Annotated in this window: 11 protein-coding genes; 6 read left to right on the top strand and 5 right to left on the bottom strand. The window is 64.4% G+C overall.

All coding sequences use genetic code 11. The annotated features are described in order from the left end of the window. Positions 1-18: 18 nt before the first annotated feature. Positions 19-390: a diacylglycerol kinase gene (locus QD208_RS15595; protein ID WP_043334615.1), complete on the bottom strand. Its 372-nt coding sequence runs from the start codon at positions 388-390 to the stop codon at positions 19-21. Positions 391-677: 287 nt separating this feature from the next. Here QD208_RS15595 and nhaB point away from each other — a divergent pair, with 287 nt between their 5' ends. Together nhaB and QD208_RS15585 are read left to right on the top strand one after the other, a co-directional pair. Continuing rightward, positions 678-2210, top strand: coding sequence for a sodium/proton antiporter NhaB (nhaB, locus tag QD208_RS15590; protein ID WP_043334613.1), 1533 nt, complete (start codon positions 678-680; stop codon positions 2208-2210). Positions 2211-2407: 197 nt separating this feature from the next. After that, on the top strand, positions 2408-3385 hold the full coding sequence (locus QD208_RS15585) for an MDR family oxidoreductase (RefSeq protein ID WP_153636571.1): 978 nt from the start codon (positions 2408-2410) through the stop codon (positions 3383-3385). 304 nt (positions 3386-3689) lie between these two features. Here QD208_RS15585 and dacB read toward each other — a convergent pair whose 3' ends face one another. The 3 genes from dacB to QD208_RS15570 form a co-directional block, all read right to left on the bottom strand. After that, positions 3690-5240 (bottom strand): D-alanyl-D-alanine carboxypeptidase/D-alanyl-D-alanine-endopeptidase, encoded by a 1551-nt coding sequence (gene dacB, locus QD208_RS15580; RefSeq protein WP_242007700.1) that lies wholly within the window; start codon positions 5238-5240, stop codon positions 3690-3692. A gap of 67 nt (positions 5241-5307) precedes the next feature. Further along, positions 5308-5637 (bottom strand): multidrug efflux SMR transporter, encoded by a 330-nt coding sequence (locus QD208_RS15575; RefSeq protein WP_153636572.1) that lies wholly within the window; start codon positions 5635-5637, stop codon positions 5308-5310. A 4-nt stretch (positions 5638-5641) separates the two neighbouring features. After that, complete coding sequence (locus QD208_RS15570) at positions 5642-6091, bottom strand: PACE efflux transporter (RefSeq protein ID WP_153636573.1); 450 nt, start codon at positions 6089-6091, stop codon at positions 5642-5644. A gap of 141 nt (positions 6092-6232) precedes the next feature. Here QD208_RS15570 and QD208_RS15565 point away from each other — a divergent pair, with 141 nt between their 5' ends. Further along, a complete protein-coding gene (locus QD208_RS15565; protein ID WP_153636574.1) occupies positions 6233-7159 on the top strand; it encodes a LysR family transcriptional regulator in 927 nt (308 codons plus the stop codon). Positions 7160-7165: 6 nt separating this feature from the next. Here QD208_RS15565 and QD208_RS15560 read toward each other — a convergent pair whose 3' ends face one another. After that, positions 7166-7855: an SAM-dependent methyltransferase gene (locus QD208_RS15560; RefSeq protein ID WP_107335950.1), complete on the bottom strand. Its 690-nt coding sequence runs from the start codon at positions 7853-7855 to the stop codon at positions 7166-7168. Between the two features lie 478 nt (positions 7856-8333). Here QD208_RS15560 and QD208_RS15555 point away from each other — a divergent pair, with 478 nt between their 5' ends. The 3 genes from QD208_RS15555 to QD208_RS15545 all read left to right on the top strand — a co-directional run bounded on the left by QD208_RS15555 (position 8334) and on the right by QD208_RS15545 (position 11213). Next, on the top strand, positions 8334-10208 hold the full coding sequence (locus QD208_RS15555) for a beta-ketoacyl synthase (RefSeq protein ID WP_279837392.1): 1875 nt from the start codon (positions 8334-8336) through the stop codon (positions 10206-10208). Between the two features lie 227 nt (positions 10209-10435). Next, on the top strand, positions 10436-10945 hold the full coding sequence (gene coaD, locus QD208_RS15550) for a pantetheine-phosphate adenylyltransferase (protein ID WP_043334599.1): 510 nt from the start codon (positions 10436-10438) through the stop codon (positions 10943-10945). Positions 10946-10955: 10 nt separating this feature from the next. Then, positions 10956-11213 carry a YfhL family 4Fe-4S dicluster ferredoxin gene (locus QD208_RS15545; protein WP_043334597.1) on the top strand — a complete coding sequence of 86 codons (258 nt, stop codon included), beginning with the start codon at positions 10956-10958 and terminating at the stop codon, positions 11211-11213. Positions 11214-11546: the final 333 nt, after the last annotated feature.

Here is an 11546-nt window from a genome sequence, read left to right as displayed (position 1 = left end):
AGACCGGAGCGAAGACGCTCAGCCGAACAGCTTGTCGTAGAGCAAGGTGCCCCAGGTCAGCCCGGCGAAGATCAGGCTGATCATCACCGCCGCCGAGCCCATGTCCTTGGCGCGGCCAGACAGTTCATGGAATTCCGGGCCGATGCGGTCAATCGCGGATTCCACCGCCGAGTTGAGCAGTTCGACCATCAGCACGATCAGCGTGGAGCCGACCAGCAGCAGCCACTCGACATGCGAATCACCGATCCACCAGGCAAACGGCAGCAGCAAGGCGCACAGCACGATCTCCTGGCGGAAGGCCTCTTCGTTGCTCCAGGCGGCCTTGAGGCCCTTGAGCGAGTAACGCGCGGAATGCTTGAGGTGGGTCAAGCCGGTATGCCGTGATTTCATCTTCGGGTCTCGTACAGAAGCAGCACGGAGGCTGCAAAGGCCGATCTTTCAATCGGACGACGTCTGCCAGCAACACGCCTCGGGAGAGCTCGCAGCACACCGGCCAGCGACAGCGCAGCGCTGCCTGCGCGATTTTCACGACCAAAGGCTACCCGAGACCTCATCGACGGGCGTGCTCTAATACCGCCAGGCGCTCGATGACGGCGGCGATGATAGCAAAGCACGCGCTGAAGCGGCATTGCCGATCCCGTCCTCCAACAACAACAAATCAACGCCGGGAACTGCCCATGCCTTCGCTATCACACGACACACGCCAGACGCTCAGCCGCGGACTGGCGCGCAACTTCCTCGGCCAGTCGCCACGCTGGTACAAGCAGCTGATGTGCCTGTTTCTGATCACCAATCCGCTGCTGCTGTGGTTCAGCGGTCCGCAAGGTGGCGTGATCGTCGGCTGGCTGCTGCTGGGGGAATTCATCTTCACGCTGGCGATGGCGCTCAAGTGCTATCCCCTCCAGCCAGGTGGCCTGCTGGCACTGGAGGCCGTCGTCATCGGCATGGCCTCGCCGGAGGCCATCATGCAGGAGATGGAGCGCAACCTGCCGGTGATCCTGCTGCTGATGTTCATGGTGGCCGGCATCTACTTCATGAAGCCGCTGCTGCTGTATGCCTTCACCAAGATCATCCTCGGCGTGCGCTCCAAGACCTGGCTGTCGCTGATGTTCTGTCTCTCCAGCGCCCTGCTGTCCGCCTTTCTCGATGCCTTGACGGTGACGGCGGTGATCATCGGCATCGCGGTGGGCTTCTACTCCGTCTACCACAAGGTGGCCTCGGGCAAGCATTTCGATACCCAGCATGACCATGCCAACGATGTCAGCGTCGAGGCCGTGCACAGTGAAGACCTCGAGGATTTCCGCGGCTTTCTGCGCTCGCTGCTGATGCATGGCGCGGTGGGAACCGCGCTGGGAGGCGTCAGCACCATGATCGGCGAGCCGCAGAATCTGGTGATCGCCAAGGCCGCCGAATGGGACTTCATCGACTTCTTCCTCGCCATGGCGCCGGTCACCGTGCCGACCTTCTTCGCCGGCCTCGCCCTGTGCGTGCTGCTGGAGCGTGGCCGCTGGTTCGGCTACGGCCAGCGCCTTCCCGCCAGCGTACGACGCATTCTCGAGGATTATGACCATCACCAGGATTCACGGCGCACGCCGCGGGAACGCGCCGCGCTGATCGTGCAGGCCGTGGTGGCCGTGCTACTGGTCCTGGCGCTGGCACTGCACATGGCAGAAGTCGGGCTGATCGGGCTGGCGGTGATCATCCTGCTGACCGCCGGCAACGGCATCACCGATGAGCATCAGATCGGCCGCGCCTTCCAGGAATCGCTGCCCTTCACCTCGCTGCTGGTGGTGTTCTTCACCATCGTCGCGGTCATCCACGAGCAGCATCTGTTCCAGCCGTTCATCCAGTGGGTACTGAGTCTGCCCATCGAGGAACAGGCCGGCGCGCTGTTTCTGGCCAACGGCCTGCTCTCGGCCATCTCGGACAATGTCTTCGTGGCCACGGTATACATCACCCAGGTCAAGAACGAGTTCGTGGCCGGCAATATCAGCCGCGAGCACTTCCATGCGCTGGCGGTCGCGGTGAACACCGGCACCAACCTGCCCAGCGTTGCGACCCCCAACGGCCAGGCGGCGTTCCTGTTTCTGCTCACCTCCGCCATCGCGCCGCTGGTCAGGCTCTCCTACGGGCGCATGGTGTGGATGGCGCTGCCCTACACGGTGCTGATGACGCTGGTCGGGCTGGCCACCGTGCGCAGCTTCATCTAGTCAGCACCTCCTGTTACCGGGGCCAGCCGCACCTCCGGCTGGCCCCGGTTGCGTCAGTCTCATCCCAATGTCGATATCGCGAGACTTCCCCACAGCGTCGCTTGCAGGCACTGTGAGATGACGCGTCTCGATCAGACGCCGTGACACCTTCAAGCAGGAAGACCGCCAACACCAACGCCATCCACAAGGAGACAGCCATGTCCCGCGCACTGATGCTGCACGAAGAGACACCTCGCGCTCGAGTCGTCGACCTCTCCGATGATCAGCTACCTGACCTGCCTGTCACGGTGGCCATCGAGCGTTCCGGACTCAACTACAAGGACGCGCTGGCCATTACTGGCCGTGGCAAGATCGTTCGCGAGCTGCCCTTCGTGCCGGGCATCGATTTCGCGGGTCGCGTCGAGGCCTCCGACTCGCCGGATTATCAGCCGGGCGATGAGGTCCTCCTGACCGGCTGGGGCGTGGGCGAGCGCCATTGGGGCGGCCTGGCCGAGCGCATGCGCGTCAAGCCCGAGTGGCTGGTCAAGCGCCCCGCCAATCTGAGCGCCGAGCAGGCCATGGCCTTCGGCACCGCCGGCCTGACCGCCATGCTATGCGTGATGCGTCTCGAGGAGGCCGGCCTGACGCCCGAGCAGGGCCCGGTGATCGTCACCGGCGCCACCGGTGGGGTCGGCAGCTGGGCCGTGCAGATGCTGGCTGGGCAAGGCTTCGAGGTTCACGCGGTCAGCGGCAAGGCCGAGCAGCGCGAATGGCTCGAGTCACTGGGCGCGAGCGAAGTCCATCTGCGCAGTGATTTCGAGGACAAGGGCCGTCCGCTGGAGAAGAGCCGCTGGGCAGGCGCCGTGGATACCGCCGGTGGCCAGGTGCTGGCCAATCTGCTGGCGCAGATGAATTACGATGGCAAGGTGGCGGCCGTGGGCCTCGCGGCGGGCGCCGACCTGCCCACCAGCGTGATGCCGTTCATCCTGCGCGGTGTCTCGTTGCTGGGCGTCGATAGCGTCATGATCAACGCCGAACGCCGGCAAAAGGTCTGGCAGCGTCTGGCCGACCTGCCGGACGAGATGCACACCCAGATGCAGCTCGAGACGGTCGGCCTGGAAGGCCTCGCCGAACGCGCCGAGGCGATGATCGACGGACGCGTCAGCGGTCGTGTGCTGCTCGACCCGACGCGCTGAAGACACTCGACGCACGACCCGCGACGGAAAATTTGCCCTCGCAGCGCCAAAAACGCTTCAAGTCCTTGATTGTTGCGGTGCAATAGCGATTTTGGCGTTAGCCAACGCCGTCACACAACGCTATGCTCTTGTTATCTCGTTGCGCCCTGTCGAGCGTCCCGAGTGCCCTCCCCTCAGCCATGCCGGGCGTGTGGAGGACCACCCCGCCTTCGGGCGGGGTTTTTTGTGTCTGTCACTCAGGCCATGAACACGAAAGCCCCGCCGATTGGCGGGGCTTTCGTGTCTTGCGCTCGCGATCAGGAGCTCAGTTGCGCTCGATCATCGCGGTCAGGTCCTCGGCGACCGGATCCAGCACCTGCGGCCAGGACAGATAAGGCACCGCTGCCCGACCGTTGACCATCACCGCGAAGGCGCCCCAGCGGCCACTTTGCGTGCGGAAGTATCCCGAGATGGCGCGCACCGGCACCGGGTTGTTGAGCGTGCCCGTCTTGACCATCACGTGATTGCGGAAGGTCTCGCTGCCACGGCGGATGAAGCGCATCGGGCCATTGACCGGTGCCTGCAGGCCCGCCACGAAGGTGGGGAACAGCGCCGGGCGGTAATACATGCTGTCGAGCAACGCCACCAGTCCACTGACGCTGGTGCGGTTCTGGGAGGTCAGGCCGCTGCCGGAATACATCGTCAGCGGGCCGTGACCGGGAATCGCGCTGGCGAAGGTCTCGAGCTTGGCGCCGCCCTGGCGCAAGGTGGCCTGACTGCCGCCGACCAGCGCCAGCGTCAGCTGGTCCGCCATGAAGTTGTTGGAGTAGTTGAGCATGCGCGTCAGCAACTCCTGCATCGGCTTGCCTTCGACGCTACCGAGCTGCGCGGCGCTGGAGGGCGGCGCCGTCGAGGTGATGTCCACCCCGCCGGTCACCGTGATCCCGGCGCGCGCCAGGATGTCACGCATCAGCTCACCGGTGTACAGCGCAGGATTGGAGACGGCGCGGTAGATGCTGCGCGGCTGGCTGTCGGCGGCGATGGTGCCGGTGACGACCAGCGTATCGCGACCGTTGCTGGTGGTGCGGCGGGCATTGATGGCGCTCTTGCCCCCCGCGCCGACCGTGGTGACCTGGTTGTCGAATATCTCGGTGGGCTGGGTGGTGTCGCAGCTGGCCAGTCGCGCCGGCGCCTGACTGCCCGCACCCGGCATCACCTTCACGCACCAGCTGGCATAGTTGCTGGCCGCGGACGACAGCAGCGCATCATAGGCATTGCTGGAACGCCGCGAGGCATTGCAGCGATCGGTACTGATGCAGGGCACCGGCCCGAAGCGCCACTGGCTGATCAAAAGGCGCCCTTCGACGCGGCGGATGCCCCGAAAACGCAGCTCCTCGGTCAGACGCCACAGCTCTTCACTGGTCAGCGCCGGGTCGCCGCTGCCCTCGAGCACCAGGTCACCGGTCAAGACGCCGCCGCTGATCGTGCCCGTGCTGCGCAGACGCGTGGAGAAACGGTACTGCGGGCCGAAACGGTCCAGCGCCGCACCGGCGATATAGAGCTTGGACAGCGAAGCCGGCGTCAGTTGCTGGTCGGGATTGACCGAGGCCAGCGTCTCGCCGGTATCAAGCATGCGCGCCTGGGCACTGACGATGAAGCCCTTGTCAGTCAGTCGCGTCAGGTTGTCAAAGCCCGCCGCCTGCGCCGGCCCCGCCACGACAAGCGTCGCACCGGCCGCCATGGCCAGTCGGCGCAGCGAGCGCGTGAAACGCAGCGACTTGCCCGCTGCCGCGGGGCGCGCCGCCTTCAGCAAGGGCAACAGGGGAGACAGTCGGGAGGGTCGCGCAGAGGTCGGTGCAGTGCGAAATAGGGGCATGAGGCATCCAGTGACGTCGTCGGTGAGCATCCATGTCACAGCCGGGAGGCGCCGTGATGCCCCTAGCTTAATGAGGACTGGCGCTGGAAAACAGATGCAGGACGGCGACACCGCCCACGATCATCGCCAACCCCAGGATGGCCGGCAGGTCTGGCATCTCGCGATAGACCACCGCACCGAACACGGTGACCAGCACGATGCCGAGCCCGGACCACACCGCATAGGTCACGCCCAGCGGCAGATCACGCAGTACCAGCGTCAGGAAATAGAAGGCGATGCCGTAGCCCACCACCACGATCACGCTGGGGCCGAATCGCGAAAAGGACTCGGAGGCCTTGAGCGCACTGGTCGCGATGACCTCCGCCAGTATGGCCACTGCCAGGAAGACATAACTCATCGAATCACCTCGTATTGTGGGGGGCCAGCTGCTGCTCACGCGCGGCCTTGCGCGCCAGCAGACGACTCATCACGGCATCGAACAACGGATTGAAGATCATGGCCCAGACCAGGAAGAAGGCAACGAAGCCCAGATCCAGCAGCAATGCCTGCCACAGTCCCAGGTCGAGCCAGGCGGCCACGATGAAGACGGTCACCAGTACCAGGCCGAGCTCGAAGCCGAGTGCCTGAGCGATGCGCTGGGTCGCGCTGCGCTGGCGGGTCGGCACCCAGCGATCGAACATCCAGTTCCAGACCGTACTCCAGATCACCGCCAGTGTGGACATCACCACCGCCAGGCTGCCCATGCTCGCCAGGTCATTCCCCGTGACCAGTGCCGACAGCGGCGCCACGAGCAGGATACCGCCCAATTCCAGCAATCCTGCCTGGGCCAGACGTTCTTTCTTGGAACGCATGTCATACCTCCTCTCGATCACCGCGTGTGATGCCGGACGGGCTGAACGACGCGGATGGAGGAGGCATTCTAGAGAGGTACAAGATGGTTTAAAGTTGGTATCCATCTATTATTCAGATGGATCAAGGCGCGAGGCGAGGCAATGAACTGGACACTGGAGCAACTGCAGACGCTGCGCTGCGTGGCGGAGACGGGCTCGTTCTCGGCGGCGGCGCGGCGTCTGGGTCGCGCGCAATCCGCGGTCAGCACCGCCATCGCCAATCTGGAGCTGGACCTGGGCTGCGAGCTGTTCGATCGCGGCCCTCGTACGCCGGTGCTGACGCCCGCGGGCGAGGCCATGCTGCATGAAGCCAACAGCGTGCTGATGCAATGCCAGCGCCTGGAAGCACGCGCCCGCACCCTCAGCCAGGGGCTGGAAGCCAGCCTGACGCTGGCGATCGATGAAGCGCTGGTAGAGATGCCGCCGGTGATGGCGGTACTGGAAAAGATGGCGGTGCAATACCCGACGCTGACGCTGAATCTGCTCAATGGCGCGCAGGATGAGGTGGCCCGCTGGGTGGAGCAGCACCAGGCCAATCTCGGCATCCTGTTCTATCAGCCGCTGGGTGTCATGGCGCTGGAGCGCGAGGCGCTGGGGCGACTGGAGCAGGTGCTGATCGTGGCACGCGATCACCCGCTGGCGCAGCTCGAGAGCCCGACCCACAGTGATCTGGCCGATCACCGCCAGCTGATGATCGGCCAACGTCAGCAACTGGAACCCGGCCACGAGGGGCCACGCTCACAGCGCTTCTGGCAGCTCAACAGCTTCTATGCGATGGCAGAGCTTACGACGCGCGGGCTGGGTTGGGCACAGGTTCCGCGCCATATCGCCCACTACCCCCCCTTTCAGCAGCGCCTGAAGATTCTGGACTTGAGCGCGCTGGGCGCCACCGCCGACATCGATATCGAACTGATCTCGCGCCGCGACAGCCCTCGTGGCCCCGCGGCCAGCTGGCTGCGCCAGTCACTGCGCGACACCTTCCACAACAGCCACGCCGCTATCGCCAACCAGAACCTGCCACCGACGTGAGTCGCGTCAGACCTGCAGCGGGTAGCGCTCGGGCGTGTGTTCAAGCTGGCATTCGAGTCGCCACAGCGCCTGGCCAGACTCGTGATACTTGCGCTCGAAGTGCGTCAGATAATCGCCCTGCGGCTCGAAGGCGTGCGCTGTCACCTCGACACCGGTGGCATACCCGATGGCCTGGGCGAACTCCCGAGCGTAGATCTCCCAGTTGGTGCGCAGCTCCAGCTGACCGCCCAGCGCCATGATGATCGGAAATACCGGGTGGCCCTGCCAGCGCATCTTGAGATGGCGCGCCTTGGGATAAGGATTGGGGTACAGCAGGGTGTGATGCGCAGGTGCCCAGCCCGCGGCGAGCGCCAGGCGCCAGAAGTCGACGAGGTCTGCGCGCACCAGCAAGGCGTTGTCCGGCAGCTCGCCATGCTTGCGGCTGAGACGGTCTTCGCTGCGGTCCACGCCGATGACGGCATGGTCCGGATGCGCCAGTGCCAGCTGGCGAGTCGATCGCCCGACGCCGCAGCCGCTGTCCAGCCACAGGGGCTTCGCCTGAGCCGACAACCACTGTTGCGCTTGCAGGAACGCTTCGCGGGTATGCTCCGCCACGGGTTTGCGCAGCGGATGAGCCATCGCACGGCGCACGCGACGCTCGATATCCTCGTGGGGGCCGGTCTGGGGAGAATCGATCTGGCGGGAGTTGGCGTACATCAGCAGTTCCGATAGCAACGGGCAGGAAAATCACGCGCGGAGTCTAGCAGATGCGCCTGCATCGGGCTGCGCCATATGGCGTACAGCCCATCCGGGGCCGGCGGCGCAGGAAGGCCTGGGCACAAAAAAAGGCGCCTGCCTCGCGGCACGCGCCTACACCAACTCAAACAGCCACGACAGAATGGCAGCTTGCGATTCGAAAATCAAACAAACGTTTAATCACGATCATCCCGCGCCATGACGAGTACAAAAACAGGCCAGTGGGACTCGCACTGAGCGCAGAGATATCGCACAGTGTTCGCAGCAAGCGCTCGCTGGCGCGCCCGCGTAGAGGCGGGGGTGCATGACGCCTGTATTGAGGGGGTGTTATCATCCGCCCATCATTTGGACGAATATCCGCAGAGGTATCGCCCAGACCAACGACTCACAGTATTTTTACGAGGAAAGCGGCTTGTCACACTTACCGGTGATCGTCGGCATGGGCGGCGTCAATGCCGCCGGCAGAACTTCGGGCCATCAGGCGTTCCGACGCACGGTGCTCGACTCCCTGCCGGAGACAGACCGTCAAGAGACCCTGCTGGGTCTCGCGTCGCTCATGAACCTCGCCCGCTGCGATGATCAGGGCCAGTGGTTCGATGCCGAAGGCCAGCCCGCCGAGGCTCAGGCGCTTGCGGAGCGTCTGGCAGACCAGGTGCTGTCCCACACCCTGATTCGTCGCATTGAAGACGAGCGCTTCAACGCGACCGGCATTCCTGCCAATCGTCAGTCAAAGCTGACGCTGGGCCAGGACTTGACCTTCACGCTGCGCAGCCGCCAGCTGCCGGAACAGCCGCCCGCTGACTGGCAGATCCGCGAGCTGGACAACCGTCATGTCGAAGTCACGGTACCGGCCGGCGAATTCGATGTCCTGCTGCCCGATCATCGTCAGGCGCTGGTGCGTGCCGCGGGTCAGCTGCCCAGCGGCTTCGCGCCGGAGCAGCTCTATCGCAGCGTGCATCACCCGCGCGGCCTGTCGATGACCATCTTCGGTGCCAGCGATTGCCTCGGCGACAGCGGCCTGGACTGGGATGCGCTGCGCGATAGCCTCGATCCGGACGATATTGCCGTCTACGCCGGCAACTCCATCGGCCAGATGGACGCCGAAGGCTGGGGCGGACTGATGAAGTCCTTCGTGGCCGGCGAGCGCGCCACCTCCAAGCAGATGCCGCTGGGCTATGCCCAGATGCCCGCCGACTTCCTCAATGCCTATGTGCTGGGCAATGTCGGCGGCGCCGGTGCGGCGATGGGCGCCTGCGCAAGCTTCCTCTACAACCTGAAGCTGGGCCTGAATGACATCCGCAGCGGCCGTCGCCGTGTGGTGATGGTCGGTACCGCCGATGCGCCGATCACGCCGGAAGTCATCGAGGGCTTCCGCAGCATGGGCGCCCTGGCCGATGACGAGAGCCTCAAGGCCCTCGACGCGCTGGAAGTGCTCACCGACAGCGATTACCAGAAGGCCTGTCGCCCGTTCGCGCGCAACTGTGGTTTCACCATCGCGGAAGCGACCCAGTTCGTGATCCTGATGGCGGATGATCTGGCGCTGGACACCGGCGCTCGCATCATCGGCAGCGTGCCGGACGTGTTCGTCAATGCCGATGGTTGGAAGCGCTCCATCTCGGCACCCGGCGTCGGCAACTACATCACCCTGAGCAAGGCGGTGGCGCTGGCGCGCGATATCGTCGGCGATGAAGGCGTGCGCCAGCGCAGCTTCGTGCACGCCCATGCCACCTCCACGCCGAAGAACCGCACCACCGAGTCCCACGTGCTCAATGAAGTGGCTCGCGCCAACGACATCCAGGCCTGGCCCGTGGTGGCGGTAAAATCCTTCGTCGGCCACAGCCAGGGCAGCGCCGCGGGCGATCAGGCAGTGTCGGCGCTCGGCAGCATGGCGACCGGCATCCTGCCGGGTATCCCGACGCTGGATGCCATCGCCGATGACGTGCATCACAGCCACCTCGACATCCGCCGCGAGGCGCGCGAGTTCACCGCAGACGTCGCCTTCATCAATGCCAAGGGCTTCGGTGGCAACAACGCCAGTGGCGTGGTGCTGTCGGCAGACGTCACGCTGAAGTTGCTGGCGGCGCGACATGGTGAGGAGGCACTGGCCGCCTGGCGTGAACGCAGCGGTCTCTGCGAGCAGCGTCGCGCCGACTATCTGGACAAGGCACAGCGCGGCGAATTCACGCCGACCTATCGCTTCGGTGAAGGCGTGCTCGAAGGTCCGGAGCTGGAGATCACGGATCGCGAGATCCGTATCCCCGGCTATGCGAAGCCCGTCTCGCTCAAGGTCGACAACCCCTTCGGTTCGCTGTAAGCCAGGCTCGCTGCAAGACCGGCTGGCTACCCCTCCCGGGTTGCGCACTCGGTGACGAATCCCCTCCCGCGACTGGCAAGCCGCGCGAGGGGTTCTACACTCGGCGTACCGGGGGAGCCGGCGGCGCGACAGCCACTGCGCCCCGGCCTTCTGCGGCTCCTCATCCTTCGTCGTCCACTGCAGCCGGTCACCAGGCTGACCCGCTGCCGACAGAGCTCGAGTTCGTCATGCCCAAGAACATTGCCGTCTATCCCGGCACCTTCGACCCGATCACCAATGGCCATACCGACCTGATCGAGCGCGGCGCCCGCCTGTTCGACAAGGTGGTGGTCGCGGTGGCTTACAGCCCCAGCAAACGCCCCGCGCTGCCGCTGGAGATGCGCATCGATCTGGCACGCCGGATTCTGGCGCATCTCGACAATGTCGAGGTCATCGGTTTCAGCTGCCTGCTGACAGAGCTGCTTGAGCAACAGAATGCGCGTATCATTCTGCGCGGCCTGCGTGCGGTCTCCGACTTCGAGTACGAACTGCAGCTGGCCAACATGAACCGGGCCCAGGCACCGCACGTCGATAGCCTGTTCCTGACCCCGGAATTACAGAACTCCTACATTTCATCGACCATCGTGCGCGAGATATCGCGTCATGGCGGTGATGTGTCGCGTCTGGTGCATCCGCTGGTGGCCGAGACCCTCGCCCGGCATTTCTCCGCTACCGACGACGACACCGCCACAAGCTGAGGACAGCATCATGGCCCTGATCATCACTGATGAGTGCATCAACTGCGACGTCTGCGAGCCGGAATGTCCCAATGGGGCCATCTCGCCGGGGGAAGAGATCTACGTCATCGACCCGGACCTGTGCACCGAATGCGTCGGACACTTCGATGAGCCGCAATGTCAGCAGGTCTGTCCTGTCGACTGCATCCCGCTCGACCCGGCCAACAAGGAAAGCCAGGAAGAGCTGATGGACAAGTACCACATCATCACGGCCGCACTCGGCAACTGATTGCCGCCTGCTCCGGCAGCCGTCATGACGATGACATGGCCTGTACTGCGCCACATCCGTCGTGACGGCTGCTGCTTGCTTCTTGCCTGACACCTCCTGCTTTCTCCGCAAGCCCTCTCTATAAGCTCTTTCCTCAAGTCCTCTCCATAAGCCCTTTCCTCAAGCCCTTTCCTCAAGCCCTTTCCTCAGACTCGGCCCTGACAGGCGTTTCAGCGCCTGACTCGCCAACGCGGCGCCTCTTGCTACAAGACACCAACAGGTAACGTAACCGACTGGCACTAAGGAAGCGATGATCAATTCGGTTCTGCGCGGTTTAAGCGCTCAGACTGGTGC

Source organism: Cobetia sp. 29-18-1 (assembly GCF_029846405.1).
GTDB classification, from domain to species: Bacteria; Pseudomonadota; Gammaproteobacteria; order Pseudomonadales; family Halomonadaceae; genus Cobetia; species Cobetia amphilecti.
Note: the sequence above shows the minus strand (reverse complement) of the source record. Positions and strands in the feature narration are given on the sequence as shown.

Bases quoted from the DNA above. Each gene is read 5' to 3' on its own strand.
- nhaB (WP_043334613.1), top strand. From the start codon at position 678: ATGCCTTCGCTATCACACGACACACGCCAGACGCTCAGCCGCGGACTG.
- QD208_RS15585 (WP_153636571.1), top strand. From the start codon at position 2,408: ATGTCCCGCGCACTGATGCTGCACGAAGAGACACCTCGCGCTCGAGTC.
- QD208_RS15555 (WP_279837392.1), top strand. From the start codon at position 8,334: ATGGGCGGCGTCAATGCCGCCGGCAGAACTTCGGGCCATCAGGCGTTC.
- coaD (WP_043334599.1), top strand. From the start codon at position 10,436: ATGCCCAAGAACATTGCCGTCTATCCCGGCACCTTCGACCCGATCACC.
- QD208_RS15595 (WP_043334615.1), bottom strand. From the start codon at position 390: ATGAAATCACGGCATACCGGCTTGACCCACCTCAAGCATTCCGCGCGT.
- QD208_RS15570 (WP_153636573.1), bottom strand. From the start codon at position 6,091: ATGCGTTCCAAGAAAGAACGTCTGGCCCAGGCAGGATTGCTGGAATTG.
- QD208_RS15560 (WP_107335950.1), bottom strand. From the start codon at position 7,855: ATGTACGCCAACTCCCGCCAGATCGATTCTCCCCAGACCGGCCCCCAC.
- dacB (WP_242007700.1), bottom strand. From the start codon at position 5,240: ATGCCCCTATTTCGCACTGCACCGACCTCTGCGCGACCCTCCCGACTG.
- QD208_RS15565 (WP_153636574.1), top strand. From the start codon at position 6,233: ATGAACTGGACACTGGAGCAACTGCAGACGCTGCGCTGCGTGGCGGAG.
- QD208_RS15575 (WP_153636572.1), bottom strand. From the start codon at position 5,637: ATGAGTTATGTCTTCCTGGCAGTGGCCATACTGGCGGAGGTCATCGCG.
- QD208_RS15545 (WP_043334597.1), top strand. From the start codon at position 10,956: ATGGCCCTGATCATCACTGATGAGTGCATCAACTGCGACGTCTGCGAG.